General features: G+C 46.0%; 12 protein-coding genes. 2 read left to right on the top strand and 10 right to left on the bottom strand.

Translation table 11 applies throughout. The features are described from left to right. Positions 1-12 precede the first annotated feature (12 nt). On the bottom strand, positions 13-3,081 hold the full coding sequence (locus tag DXN04_RS17340; protein ID WP_116854650.1) for a SusC/RagA family TonB-linked outer membrane protein: 3,069 nt from the start codon (positions 3,079-3,081) through the stop codon (positions 13-15). Positions 3,082-3,585: 504 nt separating this feature from the next. Between DXN04_RS17340 and DXN04_RS17345 the strand changes: the two genes are divergently transcribed. Further along, positions 3,586-4,308 carry a hypothetical protein gene (locus tag DXN04_RS17345; RefSeq protein ID WP_116854651.1) on the top strand — a complete coding sequence of 241 codons (723 nt, stop codon included), beginning with the start codon at positions 3,586-3,588 and terminating at the stop codon, positions 4,306-4,308. Between the two features lie 194 nt (positions 4,309-4,502). Here DXN04_RS17345 and DXN04_RS17350 read toward each other — a convergent pair whose 3' ends face one another. The 9 genes from DXN04_RS17350 to DXN04_RS17390 all read right to left on the bottom strand — a co-directional run bounded on the left by DXN04_RS17350 (position 4,503) and on the right by DXN04_RS17390 (position 14,745). Continuing rightward, complete coding sequence (locus DXN04_RS17350; protein WP_116854652.1) at positions 4,503-5,027, bottom strand: hypothetical protein; 525 nt, start codon at positions 5,025-5,027, stop codon at positions 4,503-4,505. Between the two features lie 163 nt (positions 5,028-5,190). Continuing rightward, positions 5,191-5,688, bottom strand: a complete 498-nt coding sequence (locus tag DXN04_RS17355) for a hypothetical protein (RefSeq protein WP_116854653.1) — start codon at positions 5,686-5,688, stop codon at positions 5,191-5,193. A gap of 163 nt (positions 5,689-5,851) precedes the next feature. Further along, on the bottom strand, positions 5,852-6,217 hold the full coding sequence (locus tag DXN04_RS17360) for a hypothetical protein (protein WP_116854654.1): 366 nt from the start codon (positions 6,215-6,217) through the stop codon (positions 5,852-5,854). Positions 6,218-6,297: 80 nt separating this feature from the next. Beyond that, the gene (locus DXN04_RS17365; protein WP_116854655.1) at positions 6,298-7,734 is read right to left on the bottom strand and encodes a RagB/SusD family nutrient uptake outer membrane protein; all 1,437 of its coding nucleotides are present in this window, start codon (positions 7,732-7,734) and stop codon (positions 6,298-6,300) included. Between the two features lie 18 nt (positions 7,735-7,752). Further along, complete coding sequence (locus DXN04_RS17370) at positions 7,753-10,911, bottom strand: SusC/RagA family TonB-linked outer membrane protein (protein WP_116854656.1); 3,159 nt, start codon at positions 10,909-10,911, stop codon at positions 7,753-7,755. 100 nt (positions 10,912-11,011) lie between these two features. Further along, the gene (locus DXN04_RS17375; protein ID WP_116854657.1) at positions 11,012-11,581 is read right to left on the bottom strand and encodes a peroxiredoxin family protein; all 570 of its coding nucleotides are present in this window, start codon (positions 11,579-11,581) and stop codon (positions 11,012-11,014) included. 178 nt (positions 11,582-11,759) lie between these two features. Then, positions 11,760-11,963, bottom strand: coding sequence for a heavy metal transport/detoxification protein (locus tag DXN04_RS17380; RefSeq protein WP_116854658.1), 204 nt, complete (start codon positions 11,961-11,963; stop codon positions 11,760-11,762). Between the two features lie 4 nt (positions 11,964-11,967). Next, a complete protein-coding gene (locus tag DXN04_RS17385; protein ID WP_116854659.1) occupies positions 11,968-14,115 on the bottom strand; it encodes a heavy metal translocating P-type ATPase in 2,148 nt (715 codons plus the stop codon). Positions 14,116-14,181: 66 nt separating this feature from the next. Beyond that, positions 14,182-14,745, bottom strand: a complete 564-nt coding sequence (locus DXN04_RS17390; protein WP_116854660.1) for a helix-turn-helix domain-containing protein — start codon at positions 14,743-14,745, stop codon at positions 14,182-14,184. 49 nt (positions 14,746-14,794) lie between these two features. On the opposite strand from DXN04_RS17390, the gene DXN04_RS17395 reads away from it, so the two are divergent. Then, on the top strand, positions 14,795-20,239 hold the full coding sequence (locus DXN04_RS17395) for an alpha-2-macroglobulin family protein (protein WP_116854661.1): 5,445 nt from the start codon (positions 14,795-14,797) through the stop codon (positions 20,237-20,239). The last annotated feature ends 116 nt before the right edge of the window (positions 20,240-20,355 follow it).

A 20,355-nucleotide genomic window follows, 5' to 3' on the forward strand; every position in this document is an offset into this window, starting at 1 on the left:
CGTTTTGCTTGTTTAGAAATTCATGGTTGCACCAAAAGTAAATACGCGGGCCTGTGGGTAAGTGGCCACGTCAACACCACGCATCAGGTTACCATCTGTGGAAGGAGCAGCATAACCCAGTTCAGGATTCAGGCCCTTGTATTTGGTGATCATGAATACATTCTGACCGGTTGCATATACCCTGATATCGGAGATACCTGACTTACCCCATACACGGGCAGGAATGGTATAGCCAAGGGTCACATTTCTCAGGGAGAAATAATTACCACTTTCTACAAAACGGTCGGATGTACGTGCATTCTGATTGGCATCTTCGAGAGACATGCGTGGCATACTGTTGCTGGTGCCTTCGCCATGCCAGCGCTCCATTGCTTCTGCATACATATTATAAGAATAGGTTGGATCCAGGCCCTGCATCCTGTCAGCATTGTAGAGCTTCACACCGGCTACACCTGCAAAAGTGGCACTCAGGTCAAAACCTTTGTAGTCTACGCCTGCCTGGATGCCATAAGTCATTTTAGGGTTTGGATTACCAAGGTTTGTACGGTCGCTTTCATCGATCTTACCATCACCGTTGATGTCCACAAAGCGAACATCACCCGGTTTGATATCGGCCCTGTTATTGTCATGTGCTACGTTAGGATCGTTGTTGATCTCAGTCTGATTCTGATAGATGCCATTTGTCTTCCAGCCATAGAAGGAAGCAATCGGCTGACCTTCGTAGGTACGGGAAATCTCCTGTGCCTGGCGACCGTAGGGCGTAGAACTGATATAAGTACCGGAGTACAGTTTAGTAACACGGTTTTTGATGAAGGATGCATTCACTCCTACATGGTAATGGATGTCTTTCTTACCTCCATTGTAACCGACTTCAATTTCCCAACCTTTGTTGCTCATCTGACCAATATTCTGATCAGGAATCTTACTTGTACCATGTACATCCAGTTCAGGATAAGGCACCAGCATGTCGCGGGTTTTCTTATTGAACCAGGTCACGGTTGCATTCAGTGCATTATTAAAGAAGCCCATTTCAGCACTGATATTTGTCATCTCCGCCTTTTCCCAGGTGATGTTAGGGTTGGCAAGAGAACTGTTCCAGATACCGGTGTAAGGGTTGCCGCCAAAAGAATATTTCCGGTCTTTGGTCACAATCGCGAGGTATTGGTAATCGGTCACATTCTGATTTCCGAGCTGTCCCCAGCCACCGGTGAGTTTCAGGTTGCTCATGAAACCCACATTATCTTTAAAGAATGTTTCATCGCTCACGCGCCAGCCAAGTGAGAAGGCCGGGAAATAACCCCAGCGCTGGCCGGCAGGAAACTTACTGGAGCCATCCGCACGGAAGGTACCGGTGAAGAGGTATTTGCCCTTATAACCATAGAAGGCACGGAGGAACCCTGATACGATGGCAGTTTCCGGATTGTAGTTACCGGAAGCATTGTATACGGTAGTACCGTTGTCGAGCACACGCTGATCAGCCGCTTCATCGGTATAGCCCCAGCGCTCTGCGCGGAAGTAATCACCGTGTGAAGTTTGAGCGGAGTAACCGCCTGTCAGGGTTACCTGGTGCACATTGTTGAAAGTTTTGTTGTATGTCAGGAAGGCTTCGCCCAATGCCGTACCATTTGATTCAGTACGTTGCCACAGGTCAGCGTTTGCACTTACGCGGGTCTGATCCAGAATGGCGGGCGTGAAACTGTATTGCTGGTAAATATTACCATCATAGCCCCCGTTTACACGCAGGGAAAGACCATCCAGGATCTGTACTTCAGCATATACACTGGCCAGTACGCGATAGGTTTTGCTGTATGCATCGATATTATTAACCGTGAAAACAGGGTTGTTGATATCTCCCAGTTCATTGCTGGCTTTGGCGGATCCCCAGCTGCCATCTTCGTTCTTCACCGGGATAGCCGGGTTGAAACGCAGGGCGCTAAAGATCAGACCTGTCTGTGAAGAATACGTATCGAAGCCTCTGGCATTACGATAAGTGAGCTGGAGGTTTTCTCCTACTTTCACATGACTACCGAGTTTGTGTTCGGAGTTGATGCGGAAACTATAACGTTTGAAGAATGAATTCTGGATCAACCCTTTTTCATCATAGTAACCGGCGCTGAACAGGTAGTTGGATGCAGCACTACCGCCACGCAGGTTTACGTCTGCATTTGTAGTGGAGCCTGTGCCAATGAGCGCTCTTTGCCAGTCCGTACGTTGTACAGCGTAGTAAGGATCCTGCCAGAGCGGGTTTATGGCAACGCCATCATTTGTATAACGCTCCTGTTTCAGCTGTACAAGTTCTGGTGCCGTGAGGAGCGGGATATACCGGCGTGCATTGGAGGTACCTCTATATACGTTCACGGTCGCATGGGTTTTCTCGCCATACCCTCCTTTTTTGGTGGTGATGATCACAACACCATTCGCAGCGCGGGTACCGTAGATAGCAGAGCTGGAAGCATCTTTCAGTATTTCCATGGAAGCGATGTCGTTGGGATTTACATCGCTCATGCCAGTAGCAGGTACACCATCTATAATGATCAGTGGTTCTGCATTGTTGATGGTACCTGTACCACGGATGCGGATATTGGGTTCTGAACCCGGGGAACCATCGGAACGCACAATGTCCACACCGGGGACCTTACCCTGGATGGCCTGGGCGGCATCGCTGACAGGAAGGTTTTTGATATCGGATCCTTTGATGGACGATATGGTACCTGTTACATCGCGACGGTTTTGTGTACCATAACCTACTACGACTACTTCACCCAATCCTTTGGAGGTGGACTGTAGTGATACGGAGAAGCTGGTCTGGGTACCGATAGCAATAGTTTGCTGGGTATATCCCATGAAAGAGAAGGTCAGGCTTTTTGCGGATTCGGGGACCTGCAAAGAGAAGTGGCCTTTTGCATCAGTGATGGTGCCTGTAGTTGTCCCTGGCACAGTAATATTAACGCCCGGGAGACCGCTGCTATCACTGGCATCTTTGACTATCCCTGAGATAGTGCGCTGTGCGAGGGCTGCTGTGGTGAGCAGACATGACATAAAAAGGAGGAAGCATAGCTTGCCCAGTGGTTTGTACCTCATAGCAAAGTAAGTAGTTGGATTTTGGAAAACGTAATTATTATATTTTTCAAGGAAGCTTACACACTGTTCGCTGGCATTACATTCAAGTGGTGTACATAATTAATTAGGAACACTTTATTACGATGTCACATTCACAGATATGGCGGTAAATGTAGACTTTCTTAACAAGAAATTATGATATTAATTTAACGAGTTTTAAAAATTTTGGCTAAATGGCGATGCTTCATTTTTAAGCTTACTATTCCCAGTATGAAAACGTATACCCGGTGATGTTACCTGCTATCTACAATATTCTCTTTTGGCGGACTTACTTTTTTGAGTAAAGTTTAATGAGGTAACAAAAACTACTCAAATAAGAATTCTTTCTATTTAATTGTATTTCAATTTCTTATATAATTAGTTATTGTCTTTAACATTTTCTTAGAGGATTCTTGCATCGTTTTGGTTATATTCTAAGCAACCATCATTTATTGATTTTTATTAACCAATTAAAATTGAAAAACCATGAAGAAGCAATTAATCCGTTTCGGCCTTATGGCAGGTTTTGGCGCTTTTGTTCTGGCCAATGTGAATGCAAAGAATGTTATGTCTAACAGCGGTAACGCAGCCGACACCATTATGTCAGCAGACACTGCGAGCTTTTTCAAAGCAGACACTGCCAGCTTTGCGAGAGACACTGCTGCCTTCAGCACCGACACAGCCAGCTTTGTAAGAGACACAGCGATGACGTATGACACAGCAAATTTGTTTAAAGCAGATACTGCGAGCTTTTTCAAAGCGGATACCGCGATGATGAGTGATACAGCCAGTATGTTTAAAGCAGATACGGCTAATTTCCGCGACACCGCTTCTTTCTTCAAGGCTGATACTGCGCTGATGAGAGACACCGCTTTCAGTTTCAAGGCAGATACTGCCAATTTTAAAGCTGACACAGCCAACTTCCGCGACACAGCGGCTTTTGCAAAGGCAGATACTGCTTTTAGCAAGGATACCCTGGCTGCTTCAATGATGAAAGACACCGCCAGCTTCACTTTAAAAGGTGATACTACCAAAGGTGTAAAGGCAGACACTGCCGCTTTTGCTCACAGACTGGACACAGCAACCTCTGTAAAGGACACAGCTGCGTTTAAAAATGCAGGTGATACTACAGCTGCCAAAGCCGATACAACAGGCAAACCAGTTGCTGATACTACTGCGAAGAAACATAAGAAACAACCTAAACAGTAGCAGTACAGTGAACATGCCGGTACATTATAATTGACCGGAAAGATTTTCTTATTTAAACGGAAACCTTTGAAGCCTCCTGATATGTCAGGAGGCTTCTTTCATTAGACAATTGAAAGGCATCCATTGCAATCACCCTCCAAAACAAAAAAGCCTCCGAAAAGATCCGGAGGCCACTATTAATAAATAACAACTGACTAAAAATTATACCCGGCCTTCAGACCAAAGAAACCTAAATGGTCGCCGTCCTTAAACCACGCCTCATACTTCGCCTCAACATCCAAACCAAGGAAACGAATACCGATACCAGGCGCAAACAGGGTAGCTGTACCACTATAATCACCTACGTAAGTAGCAGTACCACCTTCCGCTTTTACATACAATAACGGAATAGGAAATTTATACTTCACACCCACTCTTACAGGAAACGCCTGCAATGCAGAGAATTTACCCACGGGACCATCTACAGCACTGTAATCAAACGATTTTCCGCCGAAACGAATGTAACCAGCAGAACCGGTTACACCCAAACCAGCAATCAGTTTGATGTCTGCATTCAGACCAGCACCCCAACCAGCGTTGTGCGTGTCTTTGAAGTCACCGGTAGGAACACCTGTTTCTACGTAGGGGCCAATGCTGAATCTCTTCAGCTGCGCCTGCGACTGGAAGCCGATCACACAGAAAAGAGCCAGTAATAATGAAATTTGAATGGTTTTAATCATACGGATATTTTAAAATTCTCACAAATGTAAGTAATTCATATTAAATGTAACTGCGGATCATAAAAGGGGTCATTTTTAATATTTTAGGCAAATAATGGCAGGCTTCTTTAATGGTTTTGAAAAAAATGTAAGCATTTTAATAAACTTTGCACCTGTATCCCCCTTAAAAAGACAGGGCCGCCTTCACCCCAATACTACTATTCGCATTTTCCTTCACCCAGGTCTCATACTTCGCCTCCACATCCAGGGCTTTTAAATGCACGCCCAATCCCGGCGTTACGATCGCCTTCGTACCCTGGCCGCTATAATGCCCGATAGTCGTAGCCGTCCCTCCCTCTATCTTTACATATACCGCCGGCACAGGCAATTTATACTCCAGCCCTAAACGTACCGGTATAACCTGGTAGTCTGCGCCGGAAACATTTTTCTGCGTAGTATTTCCTTTAAAACACACATAACCTGCCGATGCCGTAAAACTCCATCCGGTCAGCAATTTTACATTCACACCGACACCGGCTCCTGCACCAACCCTGGAAGCCGCAGGAAGTTTCCCCTGGTTGATAAGGGTCTCCACATATGGACCATAAGTCAGTTTTTTAGACTGCCCGAAGCCGGATACAGTGATAAAAAACACGACAGCAATTGCGTAAATAATCTTCATAGTCTGAAGTTTATGTATAGGATTGGGCTAAGGATGAAACACCGGGAATAATAATAGGCACAAGCTGTCGCATGCGCTCACATGTGGTTAAACGGTGTTGTTCCGGAAAGGTTACTGCTTAAACAAAACTTTAACATTTTGAGAAATGCCAAAAAAAAAGCCGCTACTGCGGCAACACTTTATACACCGAATCCTTCGCCGGTATACTGTCTGTCTTCATCTCCCCCGGCAGCTGGTGTGTGGCCGATGGCAAACTCACCCCGCCCACAGCCTCATTCTGCTCTCCCGCCGGCAATCCCATCTTCCTCAGATCCTTCCGCTCCTTATTACTGAATAAATATTGCGGATGCTTCTCCCGCCGCATCCCATCCTCAAAACGATACTCTGCACCCAACCTGGGCGGCTCGTAATTTCCACTACGACTCGAAGCACAACCAGTGCCTAAAAACACAAAACCTGCCAACATCATAATAAGTATTAGGATATTGGCAGGCTGTCTAAATTTCTTCCAGGTAGATCTTCTAAGCATGATCCTGGGTTTACTGTCCGATTATAAAACGCAATTTGTTCGTTGTTATTGTAAGACTGCAAATACAGGGCCAAACTTTATTAATAAAGCTTATTTGTTGTCAGCTCATTGTTCGGTGCCGGGAAAATATAGTTTGACGCTGACGGCTCTACGGCATTCGCCTGTAAACTGCTACTACCCTTAGCCGGGATCGTCTGCAGGTTTCTCAGCAAATCACCGGATCTGAAACCTTCACCCAGTAATTCAATTCTTCTCTCTACCGCAATCGTAGCTACCAATGCTGCAGCGGTCGCTACATCCGCATCGGCAAATGTATAACTCGCATCACTGCGTGCATGCACCGCCTTCAGCAGGTTCGCCGCCAGGGTAAGGTCACCCGTCTGTGCCGCGGCTTCTGCATAGTTCAGCAATACCTCAGAATAACGAATCACCGGAATATAGTCTACATAAGGGGATGCCTTCGCGTATTTTTTCAGGTAATACAGGTTGGAAGCTACCCGCAGCAGACTTCTACGTTTATCATTAGTGCCCCACTGTGCATTACCCAAAATCCCGGAAGGATTCAGGTAGTACTCTGAGTTTGCATTATAAATATACCCTATCGCTGACTGACCGGAATAAGAATCGGTTGATGTCATCGGCATAGAGAAAATGGACTCAGTCGTGGTATAAGTCGTACCAAACAATGTCGTAATATCTGACTGCAATGCATGCTTCACCCCATAACTGGTAGTGCTAAACGGCGCTGTCGTCTGTGGAACAATCTTCGCAGCTTCTTCCACAACCTTCGCAAAATTGTTCATTGTCAGGTACACCCTTGTCTTCAGTGCTATCGCCGTACTCTTATGCGCCCGGGTCGTATTCAGCAGGTCTGAGGAATAACTGTCCGGCAGGTTCGCTTCCGCAGCATCCAGGTCAGCAAGGATCTGTGCATACACTTCCGCTACCGAACTACGTGCCAGGTCATTGTTGTCCCCATTCGTTTCCGCCTGCAAACGCAATGGCAACCCTTTGGATGCCCCCTGATCCGCATTGTAGGGAGTGGCATACACCGTCACCAGACTAAAATAACACAGCGCCCTGATGTACCTTGCCTCCGCCGTATACTGTGCATTTAACGTATCGGAAATTACCCCCGTGCTGGTAGCCAGGCCTGCTATGATAATATTCGCATCATTGATCGCTGTATACGCCTGTGACCACAGGTTATTGATATCGTTCGAGCCCGAATTATAACTATTATTCCAGCTCTCGTAAGCTGTATATGAATTCGCCGTTACGTTGATAAACTCCTCCCCTCTCACATCGCAGTACAACAGGTATCTGCCACCATATAAGGAGGCAGCCTTCACCGCATCATAAGCACCGTTCACCAGTCCCAGGATACGGGTAGCAGAACCAAATGCATTTGCATCACTGATAGAGGTAGACGGCACAGTGTCCAGCAAATCCTTCTCACTGCAGGAGCTGAAACCCAATAATGCGCCCAGCCCTATATATAAATATATCTTCTTCATTTTCCTGATTGTTTGACGTTAAAAACCTACGTTAATACCAACAGTGAAAGTCCTTCCCTGACCCACTGCATTCTTCTCAATACCCGGAGTCGTGTTTGAATTACCATTGCTGCTTGACTCAGGATCTGTACCTGTGTATCCTGTCAACAGCAGAAGGTTGTTACCCGACGCATATACACGGGCACTGGTAATTCCAGAGGTACCAAATACTTTAGACGGAACACGGTAACCCAGTGTCAGACTTTGCAGGCGTACGAAGTCGCCCTTCTCTACGTTCGCTGAAATCGGATAGGAAGAACCATTGGAGATCTGGTCATTGTAAACCAGACGAGGGATGTCCGTCACCTGTCCTACAGTCGTCCAGCGTTTGGAGATGTCAGTATAGTTGTTGTAGAAACGCTGGTCCCTCAGGGTACCTTTGGTACCGTTCATGACATAGTTACCACCGGCATAGGTGATGTTGATACCAAGGTCTAAGTTTTTATAACGGAAAGTATTGCTCAGACCACCATACCATTTTGGCAATGCATTGCCCAGCAGGTAATAGTCACTCGCCGAAATAGCGGCAGCAGTTGTGCCATCCAGGTAAGTCCAGTTGCTCTCACCTGAAGCGACTGTAGCACTGTACTGTACTTTCTCACCAGCCTTATTGATGAAGATCCGGCGACCATTTGCAGGGTTCACACCATCCGTTTTGGCACCATACAGACTACCCACAGAATAACCTACACGCGTTACGTTACTTGCCTCTGAAGAGGTATGTGTATACCCGATGATATCGGAATTGCCGGAAGCCAGTGCAGTCACTTCATTCTTAATGTGTGTGTAGTTGAAGCTCGCATCCCAGCTAAAGTTTTCCTTGCGGATCACACTCGCCGTCAAACCCAGTTCCCAGCCACGATTGTACATAGAACCTACGTTCATGAGGATAGCATTGTCAGGGATGCCTTTGGATGCAGATTGCGGTGCACTCAGGATCAGACCATTCACATCGTTGTTGAACCAGGTACCTTCTACCTGAATCCTGTTGTTCAACAATCCCAGGTCAAGCCCCAGGTTCGTTTGCTTACTGGTTTCCCAGGCCAGGTCAGGGTTGCCTGCCTGGCTCAGGTACCAGGTAGCTGCACTACCATACAGTGAGGAACTGTAGAGACTCTGGCTGGCGTAGTCGTTGCTTACGTTGCCATTACCTACACGGCCCCAGCTGGCACGCAGTTTCACATTGTCTACGATATGACTGATGTTCAGACGCTTGTAGAACCCTTCTTCTGACACCAGCCAGCCTGCACTTACCCCGCCGAAGTTACCGAACTTGCTGTTTACACCCAGCGCAGAGTTACCATCACGGCGGAAGTTAGCTGTCAGGAAATATTTGTTGTTGAAATCATAAGTCACACGGGAGAAATAAGAGATAAATGCCTTCTCACTCCGTCCGTTGCCGGAAGCAGCTACCGTACTGTAGCTACCCTCATAATTTGTAAAGAAATTGTCCGCTGCTACCGTAGCATATGCCCCCCAGGTAGTAGTTTCAAATTTCTGCACATCATACCCAAATAAGGCAGTGACATGGTGCTTACGATACTTATTGTTGAACGATAAGGTGCTTGCCCAGTCCCAGTTGTTACGTAGTGCACTTACATTGGTAGCAGACCCACCCACTGAATACCCAGAGGAACCCAATTGAGAACTTAACCAGGTATTGTTTTCAGTTCTCAACCTGTCCATGGCATAAGTGGTATTCAATTCAAAGTGATAAGGCAGTTTAATGGTCCCACCCACATTACCCTGGAAGCGATCGTTTTCTGTCGTATAACTACTCAGGTCGAACAATGCTTTGGCATTCCAGAGGGTGTTGGTCACCAGGTTGTTGCCCATGCCTAAAGTACCTGTAGAACTCAGGTTGTAACTGCCATCTGCATTGTACACGGACACGTTTGGTGCTAGCGCAGTTGCAAGACGGGCTGCACCGATGAGCAGGAAGGTACTGTTAGGCAGGGAACCTGTATTCTGAGATTGGTTGAATGTCGTATTGTATGCACCACCCGCTCTGAACTTTAACCATTTGGTCACTTCATGATCAACATTAAAACGAAGAGATTTACGTTTAAATTCGTTGTCTACCACAAAACCCTGTTGATTGGAATAGTTAGCGGATAAATAATAATTGGTCGTCTTATTACCACCAGATACGCTGATGTTATGGTTCTGGGAATAGGCCGTACGATAGATATAATCGTACCAGTTAGTATTCACCAGCGAACCATCAGCATTGTAATCAGGGAAGAACAGTTCAGCAGCTACGCTGGTGTTGTTCTCATTACCACCTAATATTTTTGCATTGTATACCGCTTCATTTTTATATTTCATGTAACCTGTTGCATCCAGCAATTTAGGCAGGCGTGCCGCCTTGGTCAGGCTCCCCCATGCATCATACACGACCTTTGCCTTTCCTTCCTTACCTCTCTTAGTTGTGATAAGAAGCACACCGGCAGCGGCGCGGGAACCGTAGATAGAAGTAGATGCAGCATCCTTCAGAACATCGATAGACTCTATATCTGCAGGATCAATATCACTCAATGGGTTGTTAGGTACAGAAGTACTGGTAGAGATGTTCCCTGTACTTACCGGAATACCATCTATCACCACCAGCGGATAAGAGCTGAGCGAAATAGAGTTCACACCACGGATCCTGATTACAGGCGGGTTGTTCAATACACCATTGGGCGATGCAATGCTCACACCTGCCGCACGACCGGATAGTGCCTGGTCAAAACTCTGCACCGGTGCATCTTTTACAAGCGTACCTGATATACGTGCAGCAGCACCTGTAAATTCCTTTTTTGTCTGTGTACCATACCCCACTACGACTACCTCATTGAGACCACTCGTAGTAGATTCCAGTTTGGCATTGACAGTCTGTCCACTGATAGGTAATGTTATTTTCTGGTAACCGATGTATGTAAATTCAAGTGAGGTGACACCTTCAGGTACTTCGATGGAGAAGTTCCCCTGGGCATCTGTTTGAACGCCGATAGCTTTGCCTGTAGTCTTAACAGAAACGCCGGGGATGGGGCTATCATTGTCCTTTGCTGTAACTTTACCGGAGATGCGGCGTGACTGTGCAGCCGCGCCAAGGCAAAGGGATAGCAGTAGTAATGCGCTTACAATTTTTTTCATTGTTTTCGTTGCTTGATAGGAGGTAATAAAGTCCTGCGCACACAGCGGTTGATGACCGTGCACGGAATGGTTGATTCGTAAATTAAAATGCCGGGGAAGCTTAGAGGCTCAATTGCTCATTGATCACTGACAGCATGGCTGCAAACTCTTTTTCATCATACAATCTTGTTAAGTAGATAATTTTTCCTGTTCTATCTATGACAATATTCCTTGTCACGCCTGCATTCTTGTCGGCATAGCGGCGGAAGATAGCAGCGCCGGGATCGAGCGCCAGCGGGTACGAGATGTTCATTTCCTGATGAAACTTCGAGACCTTTTCAAGGGGTTCATCTCTGTCCACACCTATTAATACAAAGTCTTTATTTTTATTCGCCTGCCATACTTCGGATTCGAGGTGAGGCATTTCCTTGCGGCATACACTACACCAGCTGGCAGTAAATTGTAATACAACTACTTTACCACGCAATGCTTTCAGCGTAGTCTTTTTTCCATCGGTCAATACCAATTCAAAATCATCGGGGGCCTGATCGCCTACTTTTACAAGATACCCTCTGCTGTCTGCAGCAGGATTTTCATATTTTACTTCTTTGGTTGGTGCAGGTGCAGCTGTCTGAGCAAATCCTGTCAAGGCAAAACCCAATACTGCGCTGCATAACAACAATTTTTTCATTGTACTTTGTTTACTGGTTAAGCGATCAATACTACAGTATAGAGGAGGTTAATGTTACAACTTCACCGGACAAAGATAATCAAATACTCTACAAAACAAGTAGGGTTATAAAATAATTGTTAAATTTCTTACAAAGAAAAAACGCTTCTGCTTGTGGCAGAAGCGTTTTAATACATTCTTATAATGCGGTGGCCTTGTATCCTGCGGCTTCCACCTGCTTTATCACATCAGCCGCCGACATTCCTTTATCATCACTAACTGTTAAAATTTTATCAGGATTACTGGTATCTACTTTCCATCCATCCTTTGCTGCTGATGCATCTAAATAAGGTGTTACTTTCGCCACACAGGCATCGCATTTAATATTCGTCTTGAATTGCATAATCTTATAATTTAGTCCATTTTAATCTTAAACTATTGCTGACTACCGACACTGAACTGAGTGCCATCGCAGCACCTGCTATCATCGGGTCCAATAAGAACCCGTTTACCGGGTACAGGACCCCGGCTGCCAGGGGAATACCGATCAGGTTGTATATAAAGGCCCAGAATAAGTTTTGCCTGATGGTGCGGACTGTCAGCTTAGATAAAGCCAAAGCCCGTGGAATCGCCTGTAAATCGGCTGTAATGAGCGTCATCTTTGCCACATCCATCGCAATGTCTGAACCCTTGCCCATCGCAATGCTCACATCTGCCTGCGCCAGCGCCTGACTGTCATTGATCCCATCGCCCGCCATCGCTACCACCCTGCCCTGCTCCTGCAATGATTTTACAAAAGCAGCTTTCTCTCCGGGCAGCATACCCGCTTTGTAATGCTCTATACCCACAGATTTCGCTACCGCTGCCGCCGTCTTTTCATTATCACCCGTCAGCATATAAACTGTAATACCCTGTTGTTTCAGCTGCGCTATGGCAGCCCCTGAAGTTGGCTTTACCTGGTCAGTGATATTGACATAGCCAACAATTTTATCATCTTCTGACAGCATGATCGTGGCATCACTCTCTGGCTTTACTTGCAGCAGGGCCGCATTTCCTGCCAGGTAACGGTGACCGTTATAGGTAGCCGCAATACCTTTGCCAGTGATGCTTTCTATCCGGGCAAGTTTCACTGCCTGCACACCTGCTGCCTGTAAATGATGTACTACTGCCACTGCAAGCGGATGTTCAGATTGTAATTCCATTGCTAATAACACAGGCAGCAAATCTTCCTTTACTGCTATACTTTCCACTGTCGGTTTACCTTCGGTAATCGTTCCTGTTTTATCCAACAACAATACATCCGTCTTGTATCCTTTCTCCAGACTCTCCGCATCCCTGATGAGGATATTATGATCCGCACCCCTGCCTATACCCACCATGATGGCCGTCGGCGTAGCCAGGCCCAATGCACAGGGACAGGCGATCACCAATACCGTCACAGCTGCCAGCAGTCCGTGAGTAAAATCACCTGCCACCAGATACCATATCACAAATGTGAGCACAGCAATACTCATCACTACCGGCACAAAGATTCCCGCTATCTTATCGACCAGTTGCTGCACCGGGGCCTTACTGCCCTGCGCTTCCTGCACCATGCGAATGATTTGTGCCAATACTGTATCTGCGCCTACCTTCTCGGCTTTGAACTGAAAACTCCCCTGCTGATTGATGGTTCCTGCAAATACTTTCGCCCCTTTCTCTTTCAATACCGGTATAGGTTCTCCGCTGATCATACTCTCATCTACATAAGACATTCCCTCTACCACTGCCCCATCCACCGGAATACGATTACCGGGTTTCACCAGGATCAGTTCATTGACCTGCACAGCTTCCAAGGGCACTTCCGTCTGCTCATTTCCACGTAATACCACCACCGTCTTCGGCTGTAAACCCATGAGTTTTTTCAATGCAGAAGAAGTATTTGATTTCGCCTTTTCTTCCAGCAATTTTCCTAATGATATAAATGCCACTACTACTGCCGCTGCTTCAAAATACACATGCGCATGTAGACCTCTGGACATCCAGAAGTGCGGATTGATGGTATTAAATACACTGAAAATCCAGGCTATACCGGTGCTGAGTGCCACAAGGGTATCCATGTTCGCTTTCCTGTGCCTGGCCTGCTTCCATGCATTTACAAAAAAGCCCCTGCCCACCCAGAATACCACTGGTGTAGACAATACACACATGAACCAGTTGGCATAAGGTATATTCATAAAGAACATCCCAATCACCACAACTGGCAACGACAATATAATTGCAATAATAGTCCGGATCTTTAAAGCCTGGTAATGGCTTTGTTGTGCCTGCTGCTGAATCTCTTCCCGGTTGTGGGTATCTATGACGAGGTCGTAACCTATACTTCGTACCGCATTACGCATTGCTTCAGGTTTTACCTGATCTTCATCATAGGTAACGAGGGCAGTCTGATTAGCGAAGTTGACCGTAGCTTCCTGTACCCCGGGAACGGAATCCAGCATGGAGGAAACGCTTGCTGCACAGGCAGCACAACTCATTTCCAGCACAGGAAAGGTTTCTTTTATTAAGTGTGCCATGGTACAAAGCTACCAAGGACTACGCGAAGAGCCGTTATATCATGCGGTATAAAATGTATATAATTATTACACCTGGTCCAGCGGCTTGCGGCTGTTCTCTTTTAGCTGGCGGTAAGCACTCGGTGTCAGGCCGGTGACTTTCTTGAACTGCTGTGAAAGGTGCTGTACACTGCTATAGCCCAGACTGTCCGCTATCTCACTCAGGTTCATCTCATCATATTGTAGTAATTCCTTCACTCTTTCAATGCGTTGCAGGATGACGTACTTCTCAATCGTAAGTCCCTCCGCGGCACTAAAAGCAGTAGAAAGGTAATGATAATCAACGCCGATACTATCTTGCAGAAATACAGAGAGTTTTGTATTTAAGGTATCATTATCCTTCCCATGTATCAGGTTGATTATAGTCGTTTTGATCTTCTCTACCAGGGCATTCTTTTTATCATCCAGCAGCTCAAAGCCTAATTGCTTCAGGTTGTCACCCAGTTCTTTCAACTGCTCTGGTGCAGGTGTTTCCATCATACTCACTTCGCCCAGCGAAATGCTGTTGAAAGGAAGCTGTAGTTTCTCCAGTTCCTGGCTCACCACCATAATACAGCGGTTGCAAACCATATTTTTTATAAACAAATGCATTTAGCAAAGTTATACTATCTTAGTAACAGGGACAAACAACCTATACGCTTTGAAACAATTATTTATCCTTATCCTGCTGCTGGGTGGCACGCAGGTATTAGCCCAAAAAGGACTGTCTACCAGTCCAAAGCAAGCTCCATTTACATATGTATACCGAATTCCTGACCAGGCATTGCTGGATGTGTACAAGTCGAAAAAGCACAAACAACTCCCTGGCGATTTTATGACCCGGCCTGTAGATTCTTTCAGAACAGCTGATAAAGATAAACACCCTTTGCCCCCGGGTAATTTTCTGCTGGTAACAGCCAATCACCAGGTCCTGGAAAGGCAGGTGAAAGTAGTGCATAATATCTTCATCAATGTCCTGAACAATAACGAAGACCTGCTGCTCACCCTGCACACCCTCGACGGGAAACAGGTAAGTGAGGCAGAAGTGCACTTAGGTAAAAAGACGATCCCTTATGATAAAAACCTGCATGCATATTACCTGAGAAAGTATCATGGCAAAGGAGGACTGGTACAGGTCAAATACCAGGAAGTCATGAACTTCTTCAGGGTAAATCCTTATGCAAAAGATTATTCCTATCGCACCCGCAGTTATGACAATACATTTCAGGAGACAGGTTACCTCTCTTTCAATAAACCTAAATACAAACCTAATGATACTGTAAAGCTCAAATCATTTATCGTAGATAAAAAAGGTGTACCTGTTAATGAAGACCTGGCCCTGCGCCTTTATACATACGATGGTAGCACAGATACCATCCTGGCGGTATTACACCCTTATCGTCCCGGGGGTTTCGAATACCAGTTCCCGATGAAGGACAGCATGAAGCTGGACATGAGGTATAATGTATCTCTTGAACCGGCGGACAAACCAGCTAAGAACAGGAAAAAGTTTATCTACAACAACTTCTACTTTGAAGAATACGAGTTACAAAAAATAAGACTCAGCGCATCCGTTAATAAAACAAGTACACAACGTAATGAACCGGTCCTCCTGACCATCAATGCCACCGATGAAAATGGATTGCCCCTGCTGGATGCCAGGGCAAAAATCATCATCACTCCTAACAGCACCCCCGACCGGTATAATACCAGCCACGTGTTTCTGGCAGATACCATGTACAACAAAACAATGCCAATAGAAACCCTGGGGCCGACAATTGTACAACTACCAGACAGTATCTTCCCTTCAGCCAGGTTCTCCTATACCATCACCTGCCAGTTACTCAATTCAGAAAATGAAACAACCACCTATACATTTATTCATGAGTATACGGACGATGTTAAAAAACTGGATATTGAAGAAAAGGAAGATAGCCTGTACATGAATATGCTGACCGCTGGCAAACCCGTTCCGGATACCGCTACCCTCTACCTGTACGATGGCAACAATAACCTGATAAGTTCTTCGCACCTGCAATTACCTGCCACAATCAGCCTGGCACCTCATGTAGTAAGCTATGAGATCAGCAGCGATACAATGCATGAGAAAAGAATGGTAAACGACACACATATTTTACCATGCGAAAGCAGGCGTACTTCCGATAGTATTTATTTTAACGTCGACAATCCACGTCATACGCCATTCTGGTATACCATCTACGAAAATAAGAAAATTGTAGAGAGAGGCTATACACAATCCCTCAACTGGCAAAAGGCCGCTTCCCCTAAACTGGATTATTACCTGCAACTGCATTATATCAGGGGCAACCAGGTCCTGACCGATACCTACAATGAAAAGTACCAGGAGAAAAAGCTGCATGTAGCTATCAAAGCTCCTGCTACGATTGCTCCCGGGCAGGAAAGCCAGATCGAAATTGCTGTCTCCGACCAACAAGGAAAACCAGTCCGGAATGCAGACGTTACAGCCTATAGCTACACCGGCAAGTTTCAGAACAGCAGCGTTGCAGTGCCTTACCTGGGCCGGGATCGCCCGGACCTTAGTTTCAAAAATCAGTATACGCAAAAAGAAGTAGACAACTATCACCATAATATGTACCTGAATTTTGGATACTGGGAATCCCGTATGCGACTGGATACCATTCTCTGGTACCAGTTCACACATCCGGCTCCTGTATTCAGGTATGATGAAAATGCGGTGGACGCTGAAACCCAGCTGGCACCCTTTGTATTCGTAAATGGCTTTCTCCGCAATCCGGGGGCTATCTATATTGACAGGATGCCGGTGTATTACAGCGATGCATCACAACAGAAAATCTATAGTTTCCGTACTAATCCCGGTACATACACTATCCAGATCAGAACGAACGATATGCTCATTACTATTGATAGCTTCATAGTGCATATGGGCGTGAAAAACTTCGTCAGTATTGACCCTCTGAGCCAGGCAAAGCATGTCACTGTCGAAAAAATGTCTGATAAATATTCAGCAGCAGAAGCCAGGGTCCTGAATCATTATTTTATAAATATCAGTCACAATTATGGAGATCGGTTCAGCTATGTCCGTCAAAACAAAAACATCTACCTGCTGTCAGCCAGATATGGCAATCCTGAGAACATTGTAGGTCCGCTGACGGGAGAACCGGCCTCCCTGGTCGTACACGAACAGTTTGAACAAAACTTTGATCCGGAAGAAGGTTATTCATTCAATATCTCTCCCGGCCTGATCAAACAAAAGCAAAAACTGCCTGTTCTGGCCGAAGGCGATTACGTGCATCCCGGGAATAATGACGATGTACTGGAAGATCAGGTGCTGACACCTTCTATGCTCACAGATTATACACGCATACCCAGCCGTCCACTCCTCACTACAGACAGGGAAAACAGCAGCTATGCATTCACCGGGAGATTAGAACTTGAATTACCTGTTGATACTATTAATACGCATTTTTATACTTTACTTTTCAGGGATGATGAGCCTTCTTTTATCAGGGTTATCCGTCCCGGGGTAACAATCATAAAAGGATTACGTGAAGGGAAATACAGGCTCATGTTCCTGTATAATGATAATAGGTTTTCCATGCAGGATAGCATCTATATCAAAAAAGATGGTATCAACTTTTACCGGCTGCCCCAACTTCCACTCCTGCCAACGACGGCAATTTCCAGGCAGGATTCACTCCTGATAAAAAACCGCCGGAACGGATCTGAAAAATACCTGGGCAACGCAGGCTCCATCCGGGGTGTTGTAAAGGATCAAAACGGGGTGCCCCTGCCTGGTGTCACAATTACCTGCGGAGGTACTACTTTCGGATGCTTTACCAATCAGTTTGGGGAGTTTACCCTGCAAGGTGTCTCCATGGGTATCATAAAGGCGATGTACATCGGGTATAAAACACTGGAGGTAGTAGTGAAGCCCAAACAGCGTTATTATGAATTGATCATGGAGGAAGATAGCAAAGCACTGAGTGAGGTGGTAGTAACAGGGTATGGCATCTCCCATGGAAGTGCAAAGAAGAAAAAGATGAAGTATGATGATGAGGAAGCATTGAGTGATAACAGGTCATACTATTCCAACTTATACGACAGCAAAAATGCCGATAAGATGGATGAACCCAGGAGTAAGAGAGAGATTGCCAATATCGGTTTCTTCAACCCTGACAAAATCGGCACTGCGGACATCCCCATGCTGGACACTGCCCTCAGTACCGGAATGAGCGAAGCGCCCGCTCCTTTCCAACTCCGCAGCCATTTCAACGATGCCGCTTTCTGGCAACCCAAACTGGCCACCGATGCCAGTGGCACTGCCTCCTTCAGCACCACCTTCCCCGACGACATCACCAACTGGCGTGTCTTTGCACTCGTCATGAATGATCAGCAGCAATCCGGTCAGGCAGAAAGCAGTATCCGCGCCTTTAAACCAGTCAGCGCCAATCTCGCCCTGCCTAACTTCGCTGTCGAAGGCGATAGTATACATATAATCGGCAAGGCACTAAATTATACTTCAGACTCCCTGCAGATCAGCAGGACCTTCAAAGTGAATGATAACATCCGCCTGCAGCGCAGCGGAAAGCTTGTTCATGCCCTCATTGATACACTGAACGTGGGGATCCCCGCGCGTGATAGCCTACGTTTCAACTATACCATCGATAACAGGGATGGTGAGGAAAGAAGCATCCCCGTATTCCATGCCGGCACCAGGGCAGATACCGGTTTCTTTGCATGCCTGCTCAAAGATACTACGCTGACCTTTGCACCCGGTCTCAAAGGCCCCGTTCATGTCTATGCAGAAGCCGCCATCCTGCCGGTGCTGATGAAAGAAATGAAGTACGTGCAGCATTATAAATACCTTTGTAATGAACAGCTGGCATCCAAACTGAAAGCATACCTGCTGGAAAAAAAAGCAAAGGCCTACCTGAATGAGAAATTTGAACACAATAAAGATATCAGGACCATCCTTAGCCGTCTGAAGAGAACACAGTACCAGGGCATGTGGGGCTGGTGGGAACATACAACACCCAGTATCTGGATCAGCCTTCATGTAGTGGAAGCACTGCAAATGGCACAGGAAGAAGGTTATGAGACCAATATCAATACAGAGACTTTAGCGGACGACCTGCTTTCCAGCTATCATCGTAAAGATAATATAGACAGCATCGGTTGCCTGATGATGCTGTCAAAGCTGAAAGCGAAAGTTGACTTTGCCACACTTACATCGGAAATCTATCCCCGGAATGGTTATGATTCCCTGCGACTGCTGCTCTTAAAACAAAGAGAGCACTTGCCTGTAAACCTGAAACCTATCCTGGCAAGACAACAGTCAACCGTATTTGGAAATGCCTATTGGGGACAGTTTAGTTACGATCTTTTTCACAGCAGTATTTCACAGACCTTGCTGGTATATAAACTACTGCGTGCTACAGGTGGTCATGAACAAACTCTACAAAAAATCAGGGGGTATTTCCTGGAAGAAAGAAGAAACGGACAGTGGAGAAATACTTACGAGTCATCAGCAATTCTTGAAACCATCCTGCCTGATTTATTAAAGGCAGAAGCTCAGGGAAAAGCAAGCCTTCAGGTAAATGGCTATATGGTGACCCGGTTCCCCTTCGATACTGTAATCACTGCAGCCAGTGCTGTAACTTTTGCCAGGAAAGGGGGCATGCCACTGTACCTGACAGCTACGCAGGAATATTGGGATGCATCACCTGACGCTGTTGCAAAGACTTTTGAAGTAAGCAGTAAATTAGATCAGCCTGTACTGGAGACAGGGAAGAAGGTGGGTTTAACGGTGAATGTCTATGCAAAGGGAGATGCAGATTATGTGATGATTGAGATTCCTATCCCGGCGGGTTGTTCTTATGCGGGTAAGCCACAACCATGGTATAATAGTGAAGTGCACAGGGAATATGGAAAAGAAATGGTGAGCATCTTCTGTAGTACTTTATACAGAGGGATGCATACATTTACGATTGAGTTAATGCCCCGGTATTCGGGTAAATATATCTTAAATCCGGCTAAGGCGACCATGCAGTATTTCCCCTTATTTATGGGGCGTACGGGTTTGAAAAAAGTGATCATACAATAGCGGAAAGCCTGCGGGTTTGTAACAAACGCGCAGGCATCCTTCTTTCACCCCCTCAGATCTTAAAAATACCCATTAGTTTACCGGTAATTATTACCTTTGCGCCGGTCTTACAAAAT

The sequence above is a fragment of the Chitinophaga silvisoli genome, from assembly GCF_003412465.1.
In the GTDB taxonomy this organism is placed as follows: Bacteria; Bacteroidota; Bacteroidia; order Chitinophagales; family Chitinophagaceae; genus Chitinophaga; species Chitinophaga silvisoli.

What these genes read in the sequence shown, in the direction of transcription:
- DXN04_RS17355 (WP_116854653.1), bottom strand. Translation starts at nt 5,688, where the DNA reads ATGAAGATTATTTACGCAATTGCTGTCGTGTTTTTTATCACTGTATCC.
- DXN04_RS17390 (WP_116854660.1), bottom strand. Translation starts at nt 14,745, where the DNA reads ATGCATTTGTTTATAAAAAATATGGTTTGCAACCGCTGTATTATGGTG.
- DXN04_RS17375 (WP_116854657.1), bottom strand. Translation starts at nt 11,581, where the DNA reads ATGAAAAAATTGTTGTTATGCAGCGCAGTATTGGGTTTTGCCTTGACA.
- DXN04_RS17365 (WP_116854655.1), bottom strand. Translation starts at nt 7,734, where the DNA reads ATGAAGAAGATATATTTATATATAGGGCTGGGCGCATTATTGGGTTTC.
- DXN04_RS17360 (WP_116854654.1), bottom strand. Translation starts at nt 6,217, where the DNA reads ATGCTTAGAAGATCTACCTGGAAGAAATTTAGACAGCCTGCCAATATC.
- DXN04_RS17370 (WP_116854656.1), bottom strand. Translation starts at nt 10,911, where the DNA reads ATGAAAAAAATTGTAAGCGCATTACTACTGCTATCCCTTTGCCTTGGC.
- DXN04_RS17380 (WP_116854658.1), bottom strand. Translation starts at nt 11,963, where the DNA reads ATGCAATTCAAGACGAATATTAAATGCGATGCCTGTGTGGCGAAAGTA.
- DXN04_RS17340 (WP_116854650.1), bottom strand. Translation starts at nt 3,081, where the DNA reads ATGAGGTACAAACCACTGGGCAAGCTATGCTTCCTCCTTTTTATGTCA.
- DXN04_RS17345 (WP_116854651.1), top strand. Translation starts at nt 3,586, where the DNA reads ATGAAGAAGCAATTAATCCGTTTCGGCCTTATGGCAGGTTTTGGCGCT.
- DXN04_RS17350 (WP_116854652.1), bottom strand. Translation starts at nt 5,027, where the DNA reads ATGATTAAAACCATTCAAATTTCATTATTACTGGCTCTTTTCTGTGTG.
- DXN04_RS17385 (WP_116854659.1), bottom strand. Translation starts at nt 14,115, where the DNA reads ATGGCACACTTAATAAAAGAAACCTTTCCTGTGCTGGAAATGAGTTGT.